The sequence below is a fragment of the Salipiger sp. PrR007 genome (assembly GCF_010499845.1).
In the GTDB taxonomy this organism is placed as follows: Bacteria; Pseudomonadota; Alphaproteobacteria; order Rhodobacterales; family Rhodobacteraceae; genus Salipiger; species Salipiger pacificus_A.
Window position 1 is genome coordinate 39,373 of record NZ_JAAGOZ010000017.1, and the last position, 22,193, is coordinate 61,565.

Annotated in this window: 23 protein-coding genes; 12 read left to right on the forward strand and 11 right to left on the reverse strand. The window is 64.3% G+C overall.

The window, feature by feature from the left end; genetic code table 11:
• Nucleotides 1–84: 84 nt before the first annotated feature.
• Nucleotides 85–1,383 carry a flagellar hook protein FlgE gene (locus G0Q01_RS07140; protein WP_164213153.1) on the reverse strand — a complete coding sequence of 433 codons (1,299 nt, stop codon included), beginning with the start codon at nucleotides 1,381–1,383 and terminating at the stop codon, nucleotides 85–87.
• 117 nt (nucleotides 1,384–1,500) lie between these two features.
• Entirely contained in the window at nucleotides 1,501–2,334 is an 834-nt protein-coding gene (locus tag G0Q01_RS07145) for a flagellar motor protein MotB (RefSeq protein ID WP_164192927.1), read from the reverse strand.
• Nucleotides 2,335–2,575: 241 nt separating this feature from the next.
• Between G0Q01_RS07145 and G0Q01_RS07150 the strand changes: the two genes are divergently transcribed.
• Nucleotides 2,576–4,702 (forward strand): YjbH domain-containing protein, encoded by a 2,127-nt coding sequence (locus tag G0Q01_RS07150; RefSeq protein WP_164192923.1) that lies wholly within the window; start codon nucleotides 2,576–2,578, stop codon nucleotides 4,700–4,702.
• Nucleotides 4,699–5,364 (forward strand): YjbF family lipoprotein, encoded by a 666-nt coding sequence (locus G0Q01_RS07155; RefSeq protein WP_164192919.1) that lies wholly within the window; start codon nucleotides 4,699–4,701, stop codon nucleotides 5,362–5,364. The genes G0Q01_RS07150 and G0Q01_RS07155 overlap by 4 nt, the downstream gene beginning before the upstream one ends.
• Here G0Q01_RS07155 and G0Q01_RS07160 read toward each other — a convergent pair whose 3' ends face one another.
• Complete coding sequence (locus tag G0Q01_RS07160) at nucleotides 5,365–5,976, reverse strand: sugar transferase (RefSeq protein ID WP_164192915.1); 612 nt, start codon at nucleotides 5,974–5,976, stop codon at nucleotides 5,365–5,367.
• Nucleotides 5,977–6,131: 155 nt separating this feature from the next.
• Between G0Q01_RS07160 and G0Q01_RS07165 the strand changes: the two genes are divergently transcribed.
• The gene (locus G0Q01_RS07165; protein WP_254694417.1) at nucleotides 6,132–7,253 is read left to right on the forward strand and encodes a polysaccharide biosynthesis/export family protein; all 1,122 of its coding nucleotides are present in this window, start codon (nucleotides 6,132–6,134) and stop codon (nucleotides 7,251–7,253) included.
• Nucleotides 7,254–7,345: 92 nt separating this feature from the next.
• Here G0Q01_RS07165 and G0Q01_RS07170 read toward each other — a convergent pair whose 3' ends face one another.
• Entirely contained in the window at nucleotides 7,346–7,759 is a 414-nt protein-coding gene (locus G0Q01_RS07170) for a cytochrome c family protein (RefSeq protein WP_164192912.1), read from the reverse strand.
• 149 nt (nucleotides 7,760–7,908) lie between these two features.
• Between G0Q01_RS07170 and idi the strand changes: the two genes are divergently transcribed.
• Nucleotides 7,909–8,424, forward strand: a complete 516-nt coding sequence (idi, locus tag G0Q01_RS07175; protein WP_164192908.1) for an isopentenyl-diphosphate Delta-isomerase — start codon at nucleotides 7,909–7,911, stop codon at nucleotides 8,422–8,424.
• Between the two features lie 4 nt (nucleotides 8,425–8,428).
• Here the strand turns inward: idi and G0Q01_RS07180 are convergent, their stop codons facing one another.
• The 3 genes from G0Q01_RS07180 to G0Q01_RS07190 are packed head-to-tail and all read right to left on the reverse strand — an operon-like array spanning nucleotide 8,429 to nucleotide 10,739.
• The gene (locus tag G0Q01_RS07180; RefSeq protein WP_164192903.1) at nucleotides 8,429–9,019 is read right to left on the reverse strand and encodes a Smr/MutS family protein; all 591 of its coding nucleotides are present in this window, start codon (nucleotides 9,017–9,019) and stop codon (nucleotides 8,429–8,431) included.
• Nucleotides 9,016–10,083 carry a murein transglycosylase A gene (locus G0Q01_RS07185; protein ID WP_164192900.1) on the reverse strand — a complete coding sequence of 356 codons (1,068 nt, stop codon included), beginning with the start codon at nucleotides 10,081–10,083 and terminating at the stop codon, nucleotides 9,016–9,018. The genes G0Q01_RS07180 and G0Q01_RS07185 overlap by 4 nt, the downstream gene beginning before the upstream one ends.
• Nucleotides 10,080–10,739, reverse strand: a complete 660-nt coding sequence (locus tag G0Q01_RS07190; protein ID WP_164192896.1) for a Tim44/TimA family putative adaptor protein — start codon at nucleotides 10,737–10,739, stop codon at nucleotides 10,080–10,082. Before G0Q01_RS07190 ends, G0Q01_RS07185 begins: the two co-directional genes overlap by 4 nt.
• Nucleotides 10,740–10,844: 105 nt before the next feature.
• Between G0Q01_RS07190 and G0Q01_RS07195 the strand changes: the two genes are divergently transcribed.
• Both G0Q01_RS07195 and secB read left to right on the forward strand, forming a co-directional pair.
• Entirely contained in the window at nucleotides 10,845–11,357 is a 513-nt protein-coding gene (locus G0Q01_RS07195; RefSeq protein WP_164192893.1) for an FxsA family protein, read from the forward strand.
• 60 nt (nucleotides 11,358–11,417) lie between these two features.
• Entirely contained in the window at nucleotides 11,418–11,927 is a 510-nt protein-coding gene (gene secB / locus G0Q01_RS07200; RefSeq protein WP_108967451.1) for a protein-export chaperone SecB, read from the forward strand.
• Between the two features lie 22 nt (nucleotides 11,928–11,949).
• On the opposite strand, the gene dnaQ is transcribed toward secB, so the two are convergent.
• From dnaQ to G0Q01_RS07220, 4 genes are read right to left on the reverse strand one after another with little or no spacing between them, the layout of a single operon-like run.
• On the reverse strand, nucleotides 11,950–12,642 hold the full coding sequence (gene dnaQ, locus G0Q01_RS07205) for a DNA polymerase III subunit epsilon (RefSeq protein ID WP_164192890.1): 693 nt from the start codon (nucleotides 12,640–12,642) through the stop codon (nucleotides 11,950–11,952).
• Nucleotides 12,635–13,225, reverse strand: a complete 591-nt coding sequence (gene coaE, locus G0Q01_RS07210) for a dephospho-CoA kinase (RefSeq protein WP_164192885.1) — start codon at nucleotides 13,223–13,225, stop codon at nucleotides 12,635–12,637. The genes dnaQ and coaE overlap by 8 nt, the downstream gene beginning before the upstream one ends.
• Nucleotides 13,225–14,055, reverse strand: a complete 831-nt coding sequence (locus G0Q01_RS07215; RefSeq protein WP_164192882.1) for a shikimate dehydrogenase — start codon at nucleotides 14,053–14,055, stop codon at nucleotides 13,225–13,227. Before G0Q01_RS07215 ends, coaE begins: the two co-directional genes overlap by 1 nt.
• Complete coding sequence (locus G0Q01_RS07220; RefSeq protein ID WP_164192878.1) at nucleotides 14,052–14,651, reverse strand: nucleoside triphosphate pyrophosphatase; 600 nt, start codon at nucleotides 14,649–14,651, stop codon at nucleotides 14,052–14,054. Before G0Q01_RS07220 ends, G0Q01_RS07215 begins: the two co-directional genes overlap by 4 nt.
• Before the next feature lie 539 nt (nucleotides 14,652–15,190).
• Here G0Q01_RS07220 and rho point away from each other — a divergent pair.
• Genes rho through G0Q01_RS07250 form a run of 6 tightly spaced genes read left to right on the forward strand, consistent with a single transcriptional unit; the run spans nucleotide 15,191 to nucleotide 22,018 of the window.
• Nucleotides 15,191–16,474, forward strand: a complete 1,284-nt coding sequence (gene rho, locus G0Q01_RS07225) for a transcription termination factor Rho (RefSeq protein WP_108964223.1) — start codon at nucleotides 15,191–15,193, stop codon at nucleotides 16,472–16,474.
• A gap of 24 nt (nucleotides 16,475–16,498) precedes the next feature.
• Nucleotides 16,499–17,782, forward strand: coding sequence for a tRNA uridine-5-carboxymethylaminomethyl(34) synthesis GTPase MnmE (gene mnmE / locus G0Q01_RS07230; protein ID WP_164192875.1), 1,284 nt, complete (start codon nucleotides 16,499–16,501; stop codon nucleotides 17,780–17,782).
• A gap of 12 nt (nucleotides 17,783–17,794) precedes the next feature.
• Entirely contained in the window at nucleotides 17,795–19,663 is a 1,869-nt protein-coding gene (gene mnmG, locus G0Q01_RS07235) for a tRNA uridine-5-carboxymethylaminomethyl(34) synthesis enzyme MnmG (RefSeq protein WP_370526685.1), read from the forward strand.
• Nucleotides 19,660–20,280: a 16S rRNA (guanine(527)-N(7))-methyltransferase RsmG gene (gene rsmG / locus G0Q01_RS07240; RefSeq protein ID WP_164213155.1), complete on the forward strand. Its 621-nt coding sequence runs from the start codon at nucleotides 19,660–19,662 to the stop codon at nucleotides 20,278–20,280. Before mnmG ends, rsmG begins: the two co-directional genes overlap by 4 nt.
• Entirely contained in the window at nucleotides 20,273–21,082 is an 810-nt protein-coding gene (locus G0Q01_RS07245) for a ParA family protein (protein ID WP_108964219.1), read from the forward strand. Before rsmG ends, G0Q01_RS07245 begins: the two co-directional genes overlap by 8 nt.
• A 27-nt stretch (nucleotides 21,083–21,109) precedes the next feature.
• Nucleotides 21,110–22,018 (forward strand): ParB/RepB/Spo0J family partition protein, encoded by a 909-nt coding sequence (locus G0Q01_RS07250; protein WP_164192866.1) that lies wholly within the window; start codon nucleotides 21,110–21,112, stop codon nucleotides 22,016–22,018.
• Nucleotides 22,019–22,193: the final 175 nt, after the last annotated feature.

Here is a 22,193-nt window from a genome sequence, read left to right on the forward strand (position 1 = left end):
GGCGGCTCCTCTGGAGGGCGGTCGGGCTGAAGATCTGCCTGCGGCGGGCGCGTGCGCTTACGTCAGGCGTGCGGGCGAAGCGGCTCAGCGCTTGATATTCGTTGTCTCCTGCAACATCTCGTCGACCGTCTGGATCACCTTGGCGTTCGAGGAATAGGCCCGCTGTGTCTGGATCATGTCGGTCAGCTCATGCGCCACGTCGGTGGTGGATTCCTCGCGCGCGTAGGACTTGATGTCGCCGGTCGGCCCGTCCCCCGCGTCCCAGAGGAAGTAAGAGCCGCTTTCCGGCGAGGGCTTGAAGGTCTGGTTGTCCATCGGGATCATGCCGTTCGGGTTCGGCAGGTCGGCGAGCGGAATCTGGTAGAGCGTCTTGCTGACCCCGCTGTCATAGAGCGCGTTGACGAAACCGTTCTCGTCCACCTCGACCGAGACCATATTGCCCACCGGCGAGCCATCCTTGGCGATGGAGATCGGCGCAAAGCTGTTGGACAGCTGCGACAGGCCGATGCTGTCGCCGACCGCGCCGATGTCGACCTCGATCGGCCCGCCGGCCACGGTCACCGTCATCTTGCCCGTGGTGGCATTATAGGCACCGCCGGAGACGGTGGTGACCGTGCTGATCTTGCCGCCTGCCGCGCGGGTGTCGTCGAAAGTGACCACATATTCGCCGATCACGGCGCCGGCGGAGGCGGAATCGGTCATCACGATGGTCCATTCGTTCGACATGCCGGTCGCCGGGACCGTCGGCGTGAAGGTCATCGCGATGTTCTGCGACACGCCGAGATTGTCGAAATATTCCACCGACAGCGTCTCGGAGGCTCCGTCGGAATCGGACATCGTGGCGGTGGCGGGCAGATTCAGGCTCATCTCCACCGCGGTGGTCGGGTCGCCCTGCAGGTTGAGGCTGAACCGCACCGGCTCGAGTCCGTCGACCGTATCACGCGGGAAGTTCGGGATGGTGCCGTCGATGTCCGCCGGCCAGCCCATGAGGAAATAGCCGAGTTCATTGGCAAGATACCCTTCCTCGTTGATGCGGAAGGAGCCGGTGGACGTGAGCAGAAGCTCGGGCTCGGTCGGATTGGCCTGGTATTGCGGGCCGCCGACGACGGGCAGCATCCCCCTGCCCCGCACTGCAAGATCGGTGGCGTTGCCGGTGGTCACCAGAGATCCCTTCTGGTCGATCACCCGCATGTTCGAGGACATGACCCCCCCCGCCGTGTAGGAGCGCCCGCCATCGGTCATCACCAGCGCGTTGAACTCCGTCTCGGCCCGGCGATAGCCGTAGGTCGAGGAATTGGCGATATTGTCGGAGATCGCCGCGAGCCTGCTGGCATTCGCGGTCAGCCCCGAGACACCGGCGTTCAAAGACGAAGAGATGGTCATGGGCGCACCTTTCTGCTGTCACCTGTTGCCGTCCCCTGAGCCTACGGACGGCGACTTAACGGCGGGCTAACAGGTAAAATCCCGACCATTTCCGCTGCTGAGGCGAGGCGCTCGGGATTACTTGCGCAGGAAGATCACCTCGACCCGGCCGTTCCGCGTGTCCATCGGGTTCCCGCGCGAGGGTTCGCGGTCCGCGTGGGCGGTGCTGCGGGCGATGCGCGCCTTGGGCACGCCCTCGTCCTGCAACAGCCTGCGCATCCAGGACGCCCGCTCGCCCGAGATGTCCCACGAGCGGTCCCGCGCCAGCACGATCGGCGCCGCGGGCACGTGGCCCTCGACGGCCAGAGGGTTGCGCACCGTCCGGCTCGCCCCGGCGATGATCTGTGCCAGCCGCCGCAGCAGGAAGGTCGGGCTGCCGTCCTGAGCAAAGAGCCGCGCGTCGGGGGTTTCGAAGAGTTCCACCACCAGCCCCTCGTCGGTGACCCGGGTCACCACGTGGCGCATCAGCCCGTCATCCACCATGCTCTCGCCATGGCGCCCGGTGAGCCGGTCGCGCAGCTCCTCGAGCTCCGCCGTCTCGGCCGCCTCGGGGTCGGACTCGCCCATGGTCTCGCTGCCCCGCGCCGCGTCCTTCTCGGTCGCCTCGAGCGCGGTCGAGCCGGTGCCCATGCGCGGCAGCACGTTCTCGGAAAAGGTGCTCTCGCCGCCCATCAGCCCATCCCCGCCGCCCGAGATCCGGGCCACGGCAATGGTCGGGTTGAAGTAATCCGCAAGTCCCTTGCGCTGTTTCTCGGTCGTCGCGTTGAGCAGCCACATGAGCATGAAGAAGGCCATCATCGCCGTCACGAAATCCGCGTAGGCGACCTTCCAGGCGCCGCCATGATGAGCATGGCCGCCGCCCTTCTTCTTCCGCTTGATGATGACTGGCGCGACATTGCTGTCGGCGGCCATATCCATCCCCTTCCAAACACCCCGCACCGGGAATAGCCCGCGCGCTGTTACCCCTGCCTTAAAATTTAGAAATCTTCCGAAAATCCGCCCTGGTCCCGACCACCACGGCGCCCGCCAAGCGGAACCGCGCCGCAACCGTGCCGCAGAACCCACAGCAGCAACCCTGCGGCAGGTGATCCATGGACAGGGCCGTGGTTTGGCTCTAGCTCTGGGGAAAACACGAAAGCGAAACGAGGACGTGATGGCACGACGGGCAGGTATCGCGGCACTTCTGGCCGGGGCGACGGCGCTGGCGGGGGCTGCCCATCCGGAGACTGTGCCGAGTTACAATCTCTATGGCTTGCCCGGGCTCGTGGACATGCCCGACGCCAACATGTCGCCCGATGCGACGCTGGGGCTGACCTTCGGTCGCATGGGCACCGCCAACCGCGGCTCCGTCAGCTTTCAGATCGCACCGCGGCTCGTGGGCACCTTCCGCTATACCGGCATCGGCAGCTTCGATCACCGCGCCTCGGTGGACGGGGTCTATTACGACCGCAGCTTCGATCTGCGCTTCCAGCTGCTGACCGAAGGCGACTGGCGCCCCTCGGTGGTCGTGGGTCTGCAGGATTTCATCGGCACCGGCATCTACAGCGGTGAGTACATCGTCGCCACCAAGACGATCACCCCCGGGCTGCAGATCACCGGCGGCCTCGGCTGGGGCCGTCTGGCCAGCTACAACGGGTTCGGCGGCTTCGGCACCCGCTCCGAAGAGGTGCTCGACGAAGGCGGCCAGCCCACCACCGACCGCTGGTTCCGCGGCGATATCGCGCCCTTTGGCGGCGTCGCCTGGTCGCCGGACGACCGGCTGACGTTCAAGCTCGAGTATTCCTCGGACCAATACGATCTCGAGCGCGAAAACTCGACCTTCGATCACAATTCACCGATCAACATTGGCATGGACTACCGCTTCAAGGGCGGCAGCCAGCTCTCGCTCTACTATGCCTACGGCAGCACGATCGGCGCCCAGTACACCTATACGATGAACCCCAAGACGCTTGGCGTTCCCGGCGGTGTCGAGAGCGCGCCGCTTCCGATCAAGCCGCGTACCGGCGCCGAGGCGCGCGATCTTGGCTGGACCAGCGACCTCGCCGCGACCGAGGCCACGACGCAGGCCCGGCTTGCGCGCAGCCTGAAGCGCGAGAAACTGGAGCTCGAGGGCTTCCGTCTGGAGCCGCATCGCGCCACGCTGCGGCTGCGCAACGAGACCTATGGCGCCACCTCGCAGGCCGTGGGCCGCGCCGCACGCTCGATGAGCCGGATCATGCCCGGCTCTGTCGAGGAATTCGTGATCATTCCCTCGGAAAAAGGGGCCCCGGCCTCGGCGATCACCCTGCGCCGCTCGGATCTCGAAGCTCTCGAGAACGAGGCCGCGACCGAGATGCTGGTGCGCGCCCGCTTCGGCGAGGCGCCCGCTGACACCCCGGCGCAGGAACTGGAAAGCTACCCCAAGTACCTGTGGTCGCTGGCGCCCTATTACGGCTATGCCACGTTCGATCCGGACGGGCCGCTGCGGCTCGATCTCGGCGCTTCGCTGCGTGGCACCATCGAGTTCACGCCGAACATCGTCCTGAGCGGCTCGCTCAACAAGAAGATCGTCGGCAATCTCGACGAGGTGACCCGCGAGTCCGAATCCAGGCTGCCGCGCGTGCGGACGGATTACGCCGAATACGCCCGTCAGGCCGACCCGCGCATCCCGCGCCTGACGCTGGGGTTCTATGGCAAGCCCGCGGCGCAGCTCTACAGCCGCCTGACGCTGGGCTATCTCGAGCCGATGTACGCCGGCGCCTCCGCCGAGCTGCTGTGGAAACCGGCCACCAGCCGTTTCACCCTCGGCGCAGAGCTCAACTACGTCGAGCGCCGCGACTTCGACATGCTCTTCGGACTGCAGGGCAACGAGACCACCGACCCGGTCACCGGCATCACCCGCAGCTTCCCGCATGTGAACGGCCACGTTTCGGCCTATTACGACTTCGGCAATGGCTACAACGCGCAGCTCGATGTCGGCCGCTACATCGCCGGCGATGCCGGCGCGACGGTGACACTCACCCGCGAGTTCGCCAACGGCTGGCGGATCGGCGCCTTTGCCACGAAGACCGATGTCTCGGCCAAGGACTTCGGCGAGGGCTCCTTTGACAAGGGGCTGCTCTTCACCATCCCGGTCTCTATCGGCACCGGACAGCCTTCGCGCAACGACAGCACCCTCACCATCCGCTCGGTGCAGCGCGACGGCGGCGCCAAGCTGGCCATCGACGACCGGCTCTACGAGCGCATCCGCGAAAATCACGAGCCCGACGTGGCCGCCTCCTGGGGAAGGTTCTGGCGATGACCCTGAAGACCACCTGCCGCGCCGCGCTTCTGGGCGGGCTGATCGCCGCGCTCGCCGGCTGCGGCAACGACGACCGGCGCGACCCCCTGCTCGAAAGCGCCTACAGCAGTCTGTTCGGGCCGAGCGACGAGGACAACAAGCCGATTTCCGATCAGGAGATCGCAGCAACGCTCGCCGCCACCGACCTGCCGGTGCTCCGCCTGCGCATCGAAGACCGCAAGTCCGAAGCCGTGGCGCTTGAAATCGAGCGCAACGGAGAGCACCGGACCTATGGCACCGCCAGCCGCCAGGCCATCGTCCTGCGCCACGGCATGATCACCGCGACGCGCGGTCTCGGCGGCGACCTGATGTCGGTCGAGGAAGATGCGCTGCTGCGCCTCGTGCGCGCCCGCAGCGCCGGACAGGCGCGCTACGTCCAGCGCTTCCTGACGCCGGAGGATGTCACCGAGGTGCTGACCTACAGCTGCAGCGTGACCCCGCAGCAGCAGGTCGAGGTCATTCCGGGTGTCTCGGGCATGGCCGTCCGTGCCGCCTGCAGCAGCGAGACGGAGCCGGACTTCGCCGATGTCTACATCGTCGATGCCGGGGGCGAGATCGTCGGCGCGCGGCAATGGCTGGGCGAAACCACCGGCTACGTCACCCTGCAACAGTTGCGGCGCTGATCAATGCAGACCGACGCGCCTGACCACGGTCGCCGCCATCAGGCGCAGATCGTAGCACAGGCTCCGTCGGCGCGCGTAGATCAGGTCGAGCCGGGCCTTGCGCGGCACGCAGCGGCGGCAATAGACCCCCTCGGTCTCGTCGGCATCGCGGCAAGGCGCCAGCAGGCGCTCCTCGGTGCGGTGAAAGGCCAGCGTGGCCAGACCCGTCACCCCCGGCCGTGCGCGCAGCACCTCGGCATAGAGCTCGGGGAACATCTCGGTGTAGCGGCGCAGCGGCGGGCGCGGGCCGACAAAGCTGATGTCACCACGCAGGATGTTCCAAAGTTGCGGCAGCTCGTCGAGCCGGTGACTTCTGAGAAATTTTCCCGTTTCCGAGATCCTGTCGGTTTTGTCCCCGCCCGAGACGCCGCGGTCGCCCGCGTCCGGGCGCATGGTGCGGAATTTCCAAAGGCGGAAGCCCCGGTCCGGGCTGCGCATGCGCTCGGAAAGATAGAACACCGGCCGACCGTCGCGCAGCAGGAGCACGAGGCAGATACCAAGGATCAGCGGCGACAGCAGGACGAGCAGCAGCGCGGCAAGGCAAATGTCGAGCACGCGCTTCGAAACCGTCATTCCCATCTGTCTCCTGCAAGCAATCGCGCACCGCGGCGCGAAGAAATCGCCAAGCCCGGCTGCCGCTGCGGCGCAAGCGACTTTTCCCAAGCCTCAAAACTGTCTATCACTTCGAGCAAAGCTTTAGAAACCCTCGGAACGTCCCGGAGACCCCCGTGTTGAAACTCTCGCGTAGTCTTTTTGCCGTCGCTGCGAGCCTTGCTCTTCTGGGGGGCTGCGCGCTGCCGCGTGGCGCCGCGATGCAATCCGAGATCCTCGCCCAGGCCGACAAGCAGAACCCGACCTTCCAGGTGGTCGAGGTGACCCGCGCGAACATGCCGCTGATCGCTTCTTGGCCGCAGACCGGCCCGACGCTCGACGGCCGCTGGCCGCGCACCTCGACCGGAACCAACCAGAGCGTCATCCAGACCGGCGACCACATCGACATCCGCATCTGGGACAGCCAGGAAAACTCGCTGCTGACCAACCCCGCCGAGAAGTTCACCGTGCTGCCCGCGGTCGAGGTCGGCGCCAATGGCGCGGTCTTCCTGCCCTACGTCGACGAGGTCTTCGTGCGCGGCCTCAGCCCGGCGTCGGCGCGCGGCCGCATCCAGGAAAAGCTCGAGGCCATCGTGCCGACGGCGCAGGTGCAGGTGAGCCTCACCGAGGGCCGTGGCAACGCCATCGAGATGGTCAGCGGCGTCGCCCGTCCGGGCAGCTTCCCGATGCCCTCGCGCAACTACAAGATCCTCGGCGCCATCGCCGATGCGGGCGGCATCAACCCCGGCCTGAAGAACCCGCTGGTGCGGCTCATCCGGCAGGGCACCACCTACGAAATCTCGGCCCGCACCCTGATGGAGAGCGGCGCCTACAACTCGCTGCTGCTGCCCGGCGACACGGTTGTCATCGAAGAGGACTACCGCACCTTCACCGGCATGGGCGCCTCGTCGCGGCAGACGCTTGTCAACTTCCCCAAGGACGAGATCAACGCGCTCGAGGCGCTGTCGCTGATCGGCGGGCTCTACGACGTGCGCGCCGATCCCACCGGGGTGATGGTGCTGCGGGAGTACACGCCCAAGCAGCTGGGGTCGGGCGCTGCCAGGCCGAACATGCAGCAGGTCGTCTTCACCTTCGACATGACCACCGCCGACGGGCTCTTCGCGGCGCGCAAGTTCCCGATCTACCCCGACGACGTGGTGCTGGCGACCGAGAGCCCGCTGGCCGGCCTGCAGACCCTGCTGAGCATCATCAACAGCGGCGTGACCACCACGCAGCGCACCACCGCGCTCGTCAACTGACACCGGGCGGTGCCCTATCAGAAAACGAGAAGGGCGCTCCCGCAGGAGCGCCCTTTGCCGTTTCAGAGCCGTTTGCAGTCGGTGAGCCCGGCTCACTCCGTGACCGAGGCGAGATAGGCGTAGACGTCTTGCATGCCTTTCTTCAGCTTGAAGGTCATGCCCGAGCGCGCGGAGCTGTCACCGAGATATTCCTGCAGGAAACCCGAGGGATCCTGCACGTAGGTCTCGAGGCTCGCCTCGTCCCAGACCAGGCCCTTCTGACCGGCCTCGACGATGGAGGCCTTGTAGCGGTAGCCGTCCTCGCTGCCCGCGACGCGGCCGACCACCCCGTAAAGGTTCGGCCCGGTCCGGCCACCTTTCTGGATCGGCGTGCCATCGTCTGCCTGGATCACGTGACAGGCGCGGCAGCGCTGCTCGAAGAGCTTCTTGCCCGCCTCGGCGTCCCCGGCCTGGGCGGAGCCCGCCACGAACGCGGCCGCGATGCCCAGCATCATCTTGCTATACATACCATTCTCCAGTTTCGCGTCTCCGGTTACGGTTCTAGGGCAGTCTGCCCCGCGATGCGCTGCGACGGAATGCCCGGCGCGGGAAAAATGCCGCGACTTGACCTTGTCGCGGGCAGCAGTGAAACAGACGCTTCAGAAGGAGGCGCCGCATGGCCCAAGACATTCCCGCGTGGGTGGAGGACACCCTCGTTCCGGTGGACAAGCTCGAAGTGCACCTCAAGGGGCTGCGCCACAAGGCGGTCTCGGTCTTTGTCATGCGCGAGGGACGGACGCTGCTGCAGCGCCGGGCGCTGGAAAAATACCATACGCCGGGTCTCTGGGCGAACACCTGCTGCACCCATCCGCATTGGGACGAAAGCCCGCGCGACTGCGCGCTTCGGCGTCTCGACGAGGAACTGGCGCTGCGCGGGCTCGATCCGCAGTACCGCGGACAAGTGGAATACCGGGCCGAGGTCGGCGGTGGCATGACCGAGCACGAGCTTGTCGATATCTTTGTGGCAGAGGCCAGGCCAGGGGTCGAGCCCGCGCCGAACCCCGCCGAGGTCATGGACACCGAATGGCTCACACTGTCCGAGGTGCGCAAGCGCATCGCTGCGCAGCCCGAGGCCTTCACCCCCTGGCTGCGCATCTATCTCGCCGAGCATGGCGAGATGATCCTCGGCTGACGCGTCAGCGCCGTTTCTTGAGATAGACGTAATAGGCTCCGCCGCCGCCGTGCTTGATATGCGCCTCCGAGACCTGCAGCACGCAGGCCGAGAGCGGCGGCATCCGCAGCCATTGCGGCACCTGGGTCTTAAGAACGCCGCGGCGGCGCGGCATGGGGTCGTGCGGATCCTCGCGCATCCCCTTGCCGGTGATCACCAGAACCAGCCGGAAGCCGCGCATCTGCGTGCCGAGGATGAAGCCCGCCAGCTCGCGGTGCGCCTGGTCCAGCGTCATGCCGTGCAGGTCGATCCGCGCCTCGGGCTGCAGCTTGCCGCGCTTGAGCCGGCCAAAGGCCTTGGCATCCATGCGCACCGGGTCCTGCGCCAGCCGGTCCGAGGTCGAGGCGAAGAAGTCGTGCCGCTCCTGCGGGGTCGGCGCGCGGGTCCCGAGCGCGAAATTATGCACCGGGTCGCGGGGCACTATCGGCTTGCGCAGCTTCGCGGGCTTGGGGGCAGGGGTTTCGGGGGCCATCTTTCGGCCCGGCAGCTTCTCGGCGCTGCGCGCGACAAGCTGCCAGAGCTCAAGCTCGTCCGGACGCAGCTTGCGGCGGCTCACAGCACCGACTCCGGCAACAGCGCATAGGCGCGCTGGATCGGCAGGAGCACCACCAGACGGCCCGGATCCTTCATCGTGCCGGCCTTGCGCCCGGCCGCGTCGCCGGTGCCCATGAAGACATCGGCACGCTGCGGACCCTTGATGGCGGAACCGGTGTCCTGCGCGATCATCAGCCGGTGCAGGGGCTCGGCGCCCGCTTTCTCGATCCACACCGGCGCGCCAAGAGGCACGTAGGCAGGATCCACGGCAATCGAGCGCAGCGGCGTGATCGAACGGTTCATCGCCCCAAGCGGGCCGAGCTCGGCGGGCACCTCGTTCACCTCGCGGAAGAAGACGTAGGAGGGGTTGTGCATCAGCAGCTCGGCCCCGTCCTCGGGATTGTCGCGCACCCAGGACTTGATGACCTGTGCCGAGACCTCGTGCAGGCTGAAAATGCCGCGCGCCACCAGCTCCTTGCCGATCGAGCGGTAGGGATGACCGTTGGCGCCGCCGTAGCCGACCCTGAGGTGCTGCCCGTCGGGCAGGCGGATGCGGCCCGAGCCCTGCACCTGCAGGAAGAAAAGCTCGACGGGGTCGGCGACCCAGGCGATCTCGAGCCCGCGGCCCTGCAGGACGTCGCCGGTGAGAATATCGCGCCGGGTCAGCCACGGACCTTCGGTCTCGGCGATCTCGGGCGGCAGGCGGTAGACCGGGTGGGTGTGGAGCGGATCACGCTGCAGGGAACCGTCTATCTCCGGCTCGAAATAACCGGTGAAGAGCCCGCCGGTGCCTTCCTCGGCATCTTCCGGCGCGCCGGTGATCATCACCGGGCGGAAGAACAGCTCGAAGAACTCGCGGGCATCCCCGGCATCCCGCGCGAGTGCGCAGAGCGACCGCCAGTCGGGGTCGGTCATATCGCCGCAGGTGTTCAGAAAAACCGAAAGGGCGGCGGAATGATCATCCGTCGCCCATCCGTCGAGATCGCCGAAGCTCAGGATCTCGTAGTTGGTGTCGCTTTCCGCAGCGGCCATGGTCCCTGCCAGTATTGCTCCTGTCAGCACGGCCGCCCGGATCGCGCGCCTCATTCGTCGGTCGCGACCAGCTGCCAGTTGGGATCGTCGCTACCCATGTTGCGGGCGTAGGTCCAGACATCCTTCTGACGTTTTACCGATGTCGGGCTGCCCTCGATCACGGTGCCCGAGGCATCCTTCACAACCGAGGTCAATTCGCCGGTGTAGCGCACGGTGATCTCGGCCAGCTTGGAGACTTCGTCAAAGGCCGCCTCGACAAGGGACATCTCGCGCACGCCGACGAATTCGGCCTCGATGGTCAGGCCTTGCTGGCGGCGGTGCTCGACCACTTCGGCAAAGCTCTCATACACATCCTCGGCGAGGAAGGGCTTGAGCTCTTCCACATCTCCGCGCTCGAATCCCATGAGGATCATCTCGTAGGCACCGCGCGCGCCACCGAGGAACTCGCCCACGTTGAAGCTTGGGTCGACCGCCTTCATTTTGGCCAGCGCCTTGGCCGAGGGGCTGCCCTCGGGGGCATGGTCGATGATGTCGTGGTCAGGCCCGCCCTCGATCACCTCGAAGTCGCGACGGCTGTCGTCACGGCGGGACGGTGCCTGCACGGGCGGCTTCTCGAACCCGTCGCGTGTGCCCAGCACGCTCCGCAGACGCAGGATCAGAAAGATCGCGATCGCGGCAAGTACCAGCAGCTGGACGATCGGCATATTCATCGGCACCTCTTGGGCAAAACATGGAAAATCTGGTGTTGCATTCCTATGTAGGCACTGGGCAGCGCCAAGTCTACCAGTGCGCACCCACGGAAAAGGAGTGAGGCCATGTGGCTATTTCTGGCATTCGTCGCGGTGCCGCTCATCGAGATCACGCTGTTCATCCAGGTCGGAGGGCTGATCGGCCTGTGGCCGACGCTGCTGATCGTGGTGGTGACCGCCATCCTCGGCACGGCTCTGGTGCGGCGCGAGGGTCTTCGGGCGCTGTCGGATCTGCAGAGCTCTTTCTCTCGGCTTCAGGATCCGACCCGACCGCTGGCGCATGGCGCGATGATCCTGTTTTCCGGCGCGCTTCTGCTCACGCCCGGCTTCTTCACCGACGCCTGCGGTTTCGCGCTGCTGATCCCAGCGGTGCGGGACGCGGTGATGCGTTTCATCTCGAGCCGCATCAAGGTGCAGCGTTTCGAGATGGGCGGGCATCCCCAGAGCGGCCCGCGCCCGCAGACCGAGCCCTATCGCCCCGGCCCGCAGACACAAGATGACGTGATCGAGGGGGAATTTACCGAGATTCCCGGCTCAAAGCGCCCCAATCACCCAGGGTCAGGTTGGACTAAGCATTGAGCCGTTTCCCCGGGGCTGCTATTCGGAAACAAAATCCAACAGGAGCTTTCCATGGCTGAAATCAGCGAAAACGGCGCGGCAGACGCGCAGCAGTCCCCGGCAGCGGTCAAGATGAACGTACTCGCGCAGTTCGTGCGCGACATGAGCTTCGAGAACATCCTTGCGCAGAAGGGCGTGACCGGTGAGGTCCAGCCCGACGTTCAGGTGCAGGTGAACCTCGATGCCAAGAAGCGCTCGGCCGACAACCAGTACGAAGTCGTCCTGAAGCTGAAGGTCGAGTCCAAGTCGAAGGCGACCGGCGACATGCTGTTCATCCTCGAGCTGGACTACGCCGGCGTGTTCAACATCGAAGGCGTCCCGCAAGAGCAGCTGCACCCGTTCCTGCTGATCGAATGCCCGCGCATGCTCTTCCCCTTCGTGCGCCGCATCGTGTCGGATGTGACCCGCGACGGTGGCTTCCCGCCGCTGAACCTCGAGACGATCGACTTCGTCGCGCTGTACCGCAACGAGATCGCGCGCCGTCAGCAGGCAACTGCCGCGGCCGGCGAAGAGCGCAAGCTCGACGCCTGAGCGCTTGCGAGGTGGCGGGGCTTCAGCCCCGCGACCAGAGCGCCTTTTCTCCGAGTTTTTCGACAAAGGCGGCGTGAGCCGCCTTTTCTTCCTCGGTGATGCGCGAAGGCAGGGCCACGGGCCGCCGGGACGGTCGCCATTCCTCTTCGCCTCCCGCGCTGTTGCGGCCAGAGGACACCGGCGCCAGCACCAGGTCCGGTTGCTTGCCGCCGATCAGTTCCAGATAGACTTCCGCAAGGATCTCGCTGTCGAGCAGTGCCCCGTGCAGCGTCCGGCTGGAGTTGTCGATGCCGAAACGGCGGCAGAGCGCGTCCAGTGACGCGGGCGAGCCGGGGAACTTCTTGCGCGCGATCATCAGCGTGTCGATGGCGCAATCCTTTGGAAGTTGCGGACGGTTCGCCCACTTCAATTCTGCATTGAGAAATTTCACGTCGAAGCTGGCGTTGTGGATCACCAGCTTGGCGTCCGTACCGATAAAGGCGATGAACTCGTCGACGATCTTGGCGAAGACCGGCTTGTCGCGCAGGAAGTCGTCGCCCAGCCCGTGCACCTCGAAAGCCTCCTGCGGCATCGCGCGCTCGGGGTTGATGTACTGGTGATAGACCTTGCCCGTCGGCACGTGGTTGTAGAGCTCGACCGCGCCGATCTCGACGATGCGGTCGCCCTGTTCCGGCTCGAAGCCGGTGGTTTCGGTGTCGAGAACGATCTCACGCATCGATCCGCCTTTCGATTTCTTTCAGAACAGCCTGAACCTGCGCGCGGGCATGGTCCAGCGTGTCCGTTGTGATGACAAAATCCGCGCGGGCGCATTTCTCGGCATTGGGCATCTGGCGGGCGAGGATGCGATCGAGATCCTCCGCGCTCATCGTGCCCCGCGCCAGAACCCGGTCGCGCTGGATGTCTTCGGGAATGGTGACACAGGCCACCGCGTCGAACTCGGTCTCGGATCCGGTCTCGTAGAGCAGGGGGATGTCGAAGACGCCGATGGCCTCGGGGTGTGTTCTGTCGAACTCTGCACGATCGGCTCGCACCAGCGGGTGCACGATGGACTCGAGGCGCTTCAGCGCCGTGCGATCCGCCGCAATGACCTCGCGCAGGGTCTCACGTGAAACCGCGCCATCGACGATGGCCTGCGGGAAGGCCGCACCGATGGCAGCGACCGCCGCGCCGCCCGCAGCATAGAGCCTATGGACCGCCGCATCGGCGTCCCAGACCGGACAGCCCGCCTCGGCAAAGAAGCCTGCGGTCTGCGACTTCCCCATGCCGATGGATCCGGTGAGACCGAGCCTGAACCGCATCAGAGCACCGCGTCGCGAGTCGCCTGATCCACCACCGGGCGTTTGCCGAACCAGCGCTCGAAGCCCGGCACCGCCTGGTGCAGCAGCATGCCCAGGCCGTCGACGCAGGTGCAGCCCAGCTCGCGGCCGATACGCAGCAGGCGGGTCTCCAGCGGCGTGTAGACGATGTCGGTCACCAGCGTGCCGGGCCGCAGCCCGTCCAGAGGCACCCGCAGCTCGGGCTTGCCGACCATGCCGAGCGAGCTGGTGTTGACCACCGTGTTCGCCTCTTCCAGCACGTTTCCCGCATGCACCCAGTCGATGACATGGATACGCTGACCGAAGTCCTCGCGCAGCTTCTCGGCGCGCAGCCGCGTACGGTTGCTGAGATAGATTTCCGGCACCCCGGCCTCGAGCAGCGCGGTGATCACCGCGCGCGAGGCACCGCCCGCGCCCAGCACCACCGCCGGGCCGGCAGTGGCGCGCCAGTCGGGAGCGCCCTGCTTGAGGTTCTCGAGAAAGCCGTAGCCATCGGTGTTGTCGGCGTAGATCTTGCCGCCCTCGCGAAAGGTCAGCGTGTTCGCCGCACCGATAAGCGTCGCCCGGTCCGAGACCATGTCGGCGATCTCCATCACCCGCTCCTTGTGCGGAATGGTGATGTTCACCCCGACAAAGCCGATCTCGGGCAGCAGGCGCAGCGTTTCTTCCAGCTTCGCTGCGGGCACGTCCATCGGGATGTAGTGCCCGGAAAGCCCGTAGCTCTTCAGCCAGTGTCCATGCAGCCGAGGAGAGCGGGAATGCGCGATGGGTGAGCCGATGACACCCGCAAGAGGGATCCGCTCGCCGCTCATCCGGCAATCACCCCGCGCACTTCCAGAAAGCCCAGAAGCTCCAGCAGCGGCAGCCCCAGAATGGTGAAATGGCTTCCCTCGATACTCGCAAACAGTCGCACGCCTTCCTCCTCCAGCTTGAAACCACCCACGGACGTGCGCAGGCTCTCCCAGTTTCTCTCTATATAGTCATCAAGATAGGCTTCCGAGAAAGCCCGCATCTTGAGACGTGCAACGCCGACGTGACGCCAGACCGGCTCGCCAGCCTCGTAGATGACCGCCGCCGACAGAAGCTGCAGCCGCTGGTCGCGCAGCTCCAGGAGCTGGGCACGGGCCTCTTCGGGGCTTTCTGGCTTGGAATAGAGCTTGCCGTTGCAGCTCAGCACCTGGTCGCAGCCAAGCACCAGCGCGCCGGGGACGCGGGCCGACACCTTGCGCGCCTTATACTCGGCCAGCGCGTCCGCCACGTCGCGCGGCGCGGCGCCCTCCGCCAGAAGCGAATCGCGAATCGAGGATTCATCGACGCGCGCCACTTCGATTCCGAACGGAACGCCGGCGGCGCGCAGCATTTCGGCGCGGATCTGGGAGCCGGAGGCGAGGACGAGCGGAAGACTCATGGGGATAAACCTGTTCGCAGACTTGGGCCTTTGTCAGGGGAAGCTTCTGGGGAAAATCGCCCCCGGTTTCAAGGCTGGGGAGATCTCTTCAGGCTCACGTCGAGTCGCGGTGATTCCTGAGTCTGTGGGTTTGGATAACTCCCCGCTGTGGAGAACCGGATCCGGACGGATCTCTCCAAGATCTGTCCACAATGGGGTATCACGCGCTATAAGGGCTTATTTATATGATCCAAACATAGTTTCACCCAAAGCAGATCCGACAGATCTCCGCAGATCTATCCACAGAAGGATCCGCCGTGGACAGAGCTCCGTGAAACATTTGATCCACCGGACTCGGGTTACCTATAATCAAAATCATCTCTTCTTTTCTTTATTTAATTTTTTGAAATCCAGGCGGGCTGGCACCGAACCGCTCCGGGAATTGACTTCGACCGGGGGAGGGGATAGGCATCTTCTCAACACCTGTTCTGGTGGGACCTTCCCAAAAGACACACGCAGATAGCTGCGAAACGACGGCCGATCGCGGCCCGGAGGAATTCATGACTGATGCCGATATCGTCGAGCGTCTGAACCTGTCCGATCTCAAGGCGCAGAGCCCGAAGGATCTCCTGGCGATGGCCGAGGAGCTCGAGATCGAGAACGCATCGACGATGCGCAAGGGCGAGATGATGTTCCAGATCCTGCGCGAGCGCGCGGACGAAGGCTGGACCATCTTCGGAGATGGCGTTCTCGAAGTGCTGCAGGATGGCTTCGGCTTCCTGCGTTCGCCCGAGGCGAACTACCTGCCGGGCCCCGATGACATCTATGTCTCGCCCGACATGATCCGGAAATACTCGCTGCGCACCGGCGACACCATCGAAGGCGAGATCCGTGCGCCCGACAACGAAGAGCGCTACTTCGCGCTGGTCGACGTCTCGGCGATCAACTTCGAGGATCCGGACCGCGCCCGTCACAAGATCGCCTTCGACAACCTGACGCCGCTCTATCCTGACGAGCGCCTGAAAATGGAAGTCGAGGATCCGACGATCAAGGACAAGTCGGCCCGGATCATCGACCTGGTCGCGCCCATCGGCAAGGGTCAGCGTTCGCTCATCGTCGCGCCGCCGCGGACCGGTAAGACGGTGCTGCTGCAGAACATCGCCAACTCGATCGAGAAGAACCACCCCGAGTGCTACCTCATCGTCCTGCTGATCGACGAACGCCCCGAGGAAGTCACCGACATGCAGCGCTCGGTGAAGGGCGAGGTCGTCTCCTCGACCTTCGACGAGCCGGCGACCCGTCACGTGGCCGTCTCGGAGATGGTCATTGAAAAGGCCAAGCGTCTCGTCGAACATAAACGAGATGTTGTGATCCTTCTCGACTCGATCACAAGACTTGGTAGGGCGTTCAACACCGTCGTGCCGTCGTCGGGCAAAGTCCTGACCGGCGGTGTCGATGCGAACGCGCTGCAGCGTCCGAAGCGTTTCTTTGGTGCCGCGCGGAACATCGAAGAGGGTGGCTCGCTCACCATCATCGCGACCGCGCTGATCGACACTGGCTCGCGCATGGACGAGGTGATCTTCGAAGAGTTCAAGGGCACGGGTAACTCGGAGATCGTGCTCGACCGCAAGGTTGCAGACAAGCGCGTCTTCCCGGCGATCGACATTCTCAAGTCGGGCACCCGGAAAGAGGATCTGCTCACCGACAAGGTCGACCTGCAGAAGACCTTCGTGCTGCGCCGGATCCTCAACCCGATGGGCACGACCGACGCCGTCGAATTCCTGCTCTCCAAGCTCAAGCAGACGAAGACCAATGGCGAGTTTTTCGACTCGATGAACAGCTAAACATAAACCGCAAAGGAGGCGGGGATGGATACGATCTTCGCACTTGCCAGCGCGGTCGGCAAAGCAGGCGTTTCCGTGGTGAGGGTTTCCGGACCCTCCGCATGGGACGCCTGTTCTCGTCTTTGCGGCGATGTGCCAGCGCCGCGCCGCAGCGCGCTGCGCAAGCTGACCGACGGGGCAGGGCAGGTGCTCGACGAAGCGCTGGTCCTGACGTTCGAGGCAGGAAAGAGTTTCACCGGCGATCAGGTCGTCGAGTTTCACCTGCACGGCAGCATCGCCATCCTGCGCGCGGTTCTTCGTGAACTTGCCGCCATGGAGGGGATTCGCCAGGCTGAACCGGGCGAATTCACGCGCCGGGCGCTGGAACACGACCGGTTGGACCTGACCCAAGTCGAGGCGCTGGCGGATCTGATTGAGGCCGAGACAGAAAGCCAGCGGACCCAGGCGATGACCATTTTCGCCGGTGCCCTCGCCCAGAAGGTTGAGATCTGGCGCGAGGAACTGATCTTCGCCGCCTCTCTGCTCGAGGTGACGATAGATTTCGCCGATGAAGAGGTTCCGGTCGACGTCAGCGACGATGTGCGCTCGGCGCTGATCGAGGTGAAAGGCGAACTCGAGCGTGAGCTCGCGGGCGTTGACGCGGCGGAACGTATCAGGTCCGGCTTCGAGGTCGCGATCATTGGGCGGCCGAATGTCGGAAAATCAACTCTTCTCAATGCCTTGGCGGGACGTGACGCTGCGATAACCTCGGAACACGCGGGCACCACCCGTGATGTCATCGAGGTCCGCATGGAAATTGCCGGCCTCCCGGTGACGCTTCTTGATACGGCTGGTTTGCGCGAGGCGGCAGATCCGGTCGAGAAAATCGGCATTCAGCGCGCCCGCGATCGCGCCGAACTGGCGGACCTGCGGGTCTTTCTTTTGGAGGCCGACGAGACGCTGGATGTCTTCCCGCGTGAGGGCGACATCGTCCGCCGCTCAAAGGGAGATCTCTCTGGCGACGCGCAGGCGATTTCCGCCGCCACCGGGCAGGGGATCGAGGCGCTGATTTCCGAAATTGGCGGCACGCTTTCCGAGCGCGTTCAATCCAGCGGCCTCGCGACGCGGGAGCGACATCGAATTGCCTTCCAGGAAGGCGCCGATGCGCTCAAAACCGCGCTGGAATTGCTTGATTTTGGACCCGAGCGGTACGATATCGCTGCGGAGGAAGTCCGGGTCGCGATTCGACGCCTTGAGGCCTTGATCGGGCGCGTCGATGTGGAAAATCTGCTGGACAAGATCTTCTCGAGCTTCTGCCTGGGTAAGTAAGGAGTGTTTCACGTGAAACAACTCGATTTCGACGTCGTCGTCGTTGGCGGCGGACATGCAGGCACCGAGGCCGCAGCGGCTTCGGCGCGAATGGGCGCAAAGACGGCGCTTGTCACCCTGACCCGAGGCGGGATTGGGGTCATGTCGTGCAATCCGGCCATCGGCGGCCTCGGAAAAGGCCATTTGGTGCGCGAAATCGACGCCATGGATGGTGTCATGGGCCGCGTCGCTGACCGTGCGGGCATCCAGTTCCGCCTTTTGAACCGCCGCAAAGGCCCAGCGGTGCAGGGGCCGCGTACCCAGGCGGACAGGAAGCTCTACCGCGACGCCATGCTGCGCGAGATGGAAGCCGCACCGAATCTTTCCATCGTGGAAGGGGAGGTCACGGATCTTCTGAAGACGGGAGATCTCGTTCAAGGCGTGCTCCTTGCCGACGGATCCGAGCTCAGATCCGGCGCCGTGGTGCTGACCACGGGCACGTTCCTGCGCGGTGTTATCCACATCGGCGATCAGAAGCGTCCCGGCGGCCGCATGGGCGACAAGCCGGCCGTAAAATTGGCAGAGCGTCTTGATGAAATGGCGCTGCCGCTGGGTCGTCTGAAGACTGGAACGCCGCCGCGTCTCGACGGCCGAACGATCAATTGGGATCGTCTCGACAGCCAGCCCGGTGACGATGATCCGGCGATGTTCTCGTTTCTGTCGAAGAAGCCCTTCGTGCGGCAAATATCCTGCGGGATCACCCATACAAACGCGCGCACGCACCAGCTGATCCGCGACAATCTTTCGCGGTCCGCCATGTATGGTGGCCATATCGAGGGGATTGGCCCGCGCTACTGCCCGTCGATCGAGGACAAGATCGTGCGCTTCGCGGATAAGGACTCTCATCAGATTTTCCTTGAACCAGAGGGACTTGACGACCACACGGTCTATCCGAACGGGATCTCGACGTCGCTGCCTGAAGACGTGCAGGAGGCCTATGTCCACTCCATCGTCGGTCTCGAAGAGGCAAGGATCCTTCAGCCCGGATACGCCATCGAGTATGATTTCGTCGATCCCCGGGCGCTTGATCTGCGGCTTTCGGTCAAATCCTGCTCGGGGCTCTACCTCGCAGGGCAGATCAACGGCACCACGGGCTACGAGGAGGCCGCAGCCCAGGGTTTGGTCGCGGGTCTGAACGCGGCCGCGCAGAGCCTTGATCGGGAAGAAATCACCTTCAGCCGCGCCGAAAGCTACATCGGCGTGATGATTGACGATCTCACGTCTCGCGGGGTGACGGAGCCCTATCGCATGTTCACATCGCGGGCCGAGTTCCGCCTCTCGCTCCGCGCAGACAATGCCGACCAACGTCTGACGCCCATGGCGATGCAGCTTGGCTGTGTCTCGCAAGAGCGCAAGGCGGCTTTCCTGGAGAAGGCTGAAAAGCTCGAACAGGGTAGGGGGCTGCTGACTGAAATCACCATGACCCCGCGTGATTTGGCCGACCTGGGGCTGAAGATGAATGCAGACGGCGCGCGACGCAGCTTGTTCCAACTCCTCTCGTACCCGGATATTTCGATGGAGTTCTTGCGCGCGCATGTGCCGGATCTGTCGGCCATCAATGGCGACATCGGGGAGCAGCTTGCAAAGGATGCCCTCTACGCCAACTACATTGACCGGCAGAAGCGCGATGTGGAAGCGTTGAAACGGGATGAGACCTACCAGGTCCCGGCGGACTTCGATTTTTCGACCATCGAAGGCCTTTCGACCGAGCTGAAACAGAAGCTGGCGCGCGCGAAGCCCTCCACCCTGGCGCAGGCGGCGAAAGTTGACGGGATGACGCCTGCAGCCCTCTCGCTCCTGCTCATCCGGTTGCGTCGGAACGACAAGGCGCGTAGCGCATGAGGGAATTGGACCTCGGGGGCGGGCTCAGTGTTTCACGTGAAACATGGGATCGCCTCGACCACTACACGGATCTTCTGAAGAAGTGGAACCCCAAGATCAACCTCGTCTCGCCGTCAACCTTGGCGGAAGCCTGGATGCGGCACATCGTGGATTCTGCGCAAATCTGGGGTATTCCACAGGAATATCCCCAGCACTGGGCGGACTTGGGCGCTGGTGGTGGCTTTCCTGGACTGGTCATCGCCATCCTGCGCGATGAATTTGCACCTGGAATGACGGTGACGCTGGTCGAGAGCGATCAGAGGAAATGCGCTTTCCTGCGCACCGTTCTTCGCGAGACCGGGGTCGAGGCCACCGTCGAGGCCCGCAGAATCGAGGAAATTCCTCCGCTCGGCGCGGATCTGCTGAGCGCCCGCGCGCTGGCTTCGCTCGACAAACTTCTTGGCTTTGCCGACCTCCATATGTGCAAGAACGGCAGCGCTCTCTTTCCCAAGGGGGCCCAAGCCGAAAAAGAAATCGCAGAGGCACGCAAGATGTGGCAGTTTGATCTGGAACGGCATACTAGTCTTACCGATCCTCACGCGGTTGTCTTGCAAATCGGAGCTCTGACTCATGTCTGATACCTTCCGGCCCGGCGCGGCCAAGATCGTTGCCATTGCCAACCAGAAGGGGGGCGTGGGCAAGACCACGACCACGATCAACCTTGGCGCGGCGCTGGCAGAGCGCGGTCTGAAAGTGTTGATCGTCGATCTTGACCCGCAGGGGAACTCGTCGACGGGGCTTGGAATCGAGCCTGAGGCGCGGGAATACACCGCCTACGAGCTTCTGCTCGAGGATGCGCCGCTGTCTGACATGATCCTCGAAACCGAAACCGCGAATCTGAGACTTATCCCAGCGACGGTGGATCTCGCTTCGGCCGATATCGAGCTTGTGGCGAACGAGAAGCGCAGCTTCCTGTTGCATGACGCGCTGCGGCAGGCCGAGATGGCCCAGTTCGGGTTCGACTTCATCCTGATCGACTGCCCGCCGTCGCTGAACCTGCTGACGGTCAACGCGATGGTTGCCGCGCATTCGATCCTGGTGCCGCTTCAGAGCGAGTTTTTCGCGCTCGAGGGTCTGTCGCAGCTGATGTTGACGATCCGCGAAGTGCGCCAAAGCGCCAACCCGGAGCTGCGGATTGAGGGCGTGGTGTTGACCATGTTCGACGCGCGCAACAACCTGTCGCGCATGGTCGAGGAAGATGCGCGCGCCAACCTCGGCGATCTGGTGTTCAACACGGTGATCCCGCGCAACGTGAGGGTCAGCGAGGCGCCGTCCTATGCTTGCCCGGTGCTGACCTATGACACGAATTCCAAGGGCGCGCTGGCCTATCGGGCGCTGGCCGACGAGCTGCTGCGCAACAATGCGCAGATGGCGGCATAAGAGAAAATTCGAGACGAGAGGGCAGTTATGGCAGAGAAGCGCGAAATGCGTCGGGGACTCGGGCGAGGGCTGTCGGCTCTGATGTCGGATGTGGATGTACGGCCCGCGGTGATCCCCGAGGAAGAGGCGTCGCCGCGCCAGCCTGATCGGATGATTCCGATCGAGAAGCTTTTCCCGAACAAGGACCAGCCGCGCCGGACCTTCACACCGGATCAGCTGAACGAGCTCTCGGAGTCGATCCGGGCCAAGGGGATCATCCAACCGATTATCGTGCGACCGCGGCCCGGCGCCGAGGGTGAGTTCGAGATCGTCGCGGGCGAACGCCGTTGGCGCGCCGCGCAGATGGCGCAGCTGCACGAGGTGCCGGCGCTGGTTCGAGACTTCGACGACATCGAGGTGCTCGAGGTCGCGATCATCGAGAACATCCAGCGCGCGGATCTCAACGCCATCGAAGAGGCGGCGGGCTACAAGCAGTTGATGAACCGCTTTGGCCATACCCAGGAAAAGATCGCCGAGGCGCTGGGGAAGAGCCGGAGCCATATTGCGAACCTGCTGCGATTGCTGAACCTGCCGGAGTCGGTGCAGACCATGGTGGTCGACGGCGAGCTGACCGCGGGCCACGCGCGCACCTTGATCACCTCGGAGAACCCCGAAGAGCTCGCGAAAGAGATCGTTCGGCGCAAGCTGTCGGTTCGCCAGGCGGAGCAGCTCGCCAAGCCGCAGACACAGAAAGCCCCGAAACAGGGCCTGAATGGCTTTGGCGGGCCGCAGAAGGACGCGGACACGCGGGCGCTCGAGGGGGATCTCTCGGCAGCGCTCGGGATGAAGGTCGCGATCCAGAACGCCCCGGGGGCGGAGAGCGGGAAGCTAGTGGTCAGCTATGAGAGCTTCGAGGAACTGGACAAGCTCTGTGCCATCCTGAGCGCCGCGCGCTGAGAGATCTCTCCACAAGATCCTGTGGAAGGATCTCGAGAGTCTTCACATGAAGCAAAAAGCGTAGGCCTCGGACGGCGCGTTTGTTCACCAGATCTGACCGGATCCGTTGGATCGGGTTCAAAAATGAGGGCCGAGCCCTAAGTGGCTCGGCCTTGTTGTTTTCCGTGTCTCAAGA

Excerpts from the sequence above, each read along its gene's own strand:
- G0Q01_RS07250 (WP_164192866.1), top strand. The coding sequence starts at position 21,110 with ATGGCAGAGAAGCGCGAAATGCGTCGGGGACTCGGGCGAGGGCTGTCG.
- G0Q01_RS07160 (WP_164192915.1), bottom strand. The coding sequence starts at position 5,976 with ATGACGGTTTCGAAGCGCGTGCTCGACATTTGCCTTGCCGCGCTGCTG.
- G0Q01_RS07145 (WP_164192927.1), bottom strand. The coding sequence starts at position 2,334 with ATGGCCGCCGACAGCAATGTCGCGCCAGTCATCATCAAGCGGAAGAAG.
- G0Q01_RS07140 (WP_164213153.1), bottom strand. The coding sequence starts at position 1,383 with ATGACCATCTCTTCGTCTTTGAACGCCGGTGTCTCGGGGCTGACCGCG.
- G0Q01_RS07220 (WP_164192878.1), bottom strand. The coding sequence starts at position 14,651 with ATGAGTCTTCCGCTCGTCCTCGCCTCCGGCTCCCAGATCCGCGCCGAA.
- G0Q01_RS07155 (WP_164192919.1), top strand. The coding sequence starts at position 4,699 with ATGACCCTGAAGACCACCTGCCGCGCCGCGCTTCTGGGCGGGCTGATC.
- G0Q01_RS07195 (WP_164192893.1), top strand. The coding sequence starts at position 10,845 with ATGTGGCTATTTCTGGCATTCGTCGCGGTGCCGCTCATCGAGATCACG.
- G0Q01_RS07190 (WP_164192896.1), bottom strand. The coding sequence starts at position 10,739 with ATGAATATGCCGATCGTCCAGCTGCTGGTACTTGCCGCGATCGCGATC.
- G0Q01_RS07245 (WP_108964219.1), top strand. The coding sequence starts at position 20,273 with ATGTCTGATACCTTCCGGCCCGGCGCGGCCAAGATCGTTGCCATTGCC.
- G0Q01_RS07215 (WP_164192882.1), bottom strand. The coding sequence starts at position 14,055 with ATGAGCGGCGAGCGGATCCCTCTTGCGGGTGTCATCGGCTCACCCATC.
- G0Q01_RS07150 (WP_164192923.1), top strand. The coding sequence starts at position 2,576 with ATGGCACGACGGGCAGGTATCGCGGCACTTCTGGCCGGGGCGACGGCG.
- G0Q01_RS07185 (WP_164192900.1), bottom strand. The coding sequence starts at position 10,083 with ATGAGGCGCGCGATCCGGGCGGCCGTGCTGACAGGAGCAATACTGGCA.
- coaE (WP_164192885.1), bottom strand. The coding sequence starts at position 13,225 with ATGCGGTTCAGGCTCGGTCTCACCGGATCCATCGGCATGGGGAAGTCG.
- idi (WP_164192908.1), top strand. The coding sequence starts at position 7,909 with ATGGCCCAAGACATTCCCGCGTGGGTGGAGGACACCCTCGTTCCGGTG.
- rsmG (WP_164213155.1), top strand. The coding sequence starts at position 19,660 with ATGAGGGAATTGGACCTCGGGGGCGGGCTCAGTGTTTCACGTGAAACA.
- G0Q01_RS07170 (WP_164192912.1), bottom strand. The coding sequence starts at position 7,759 with ATGTATAGCAAGATGATGCTGGGCATCGCGGCCGCGTTCGTGGCGGGC.
- mnmE (WP_164192875.1), top strand. The coding sequence starts at position 16,499 with ATGGATACGATCTTCGCACTTGCCAGCGCGGTCGGCAAAGCAGGCGTT.
- dnaQ (WP_164192890.1), bottom strand. The coding sequence starts at position 12,642 with ATGCGTGAGATCGTTCTCGACACCGAAACCACCGGCTTCGAGCCGGAA.
- rho (WP_108964223.1), top strand. The coding sequence starts at position 15,191 with ATGACTGATGCCGATATCGTCGAGCGTCTGAACCTGTCCGATCTCAAG.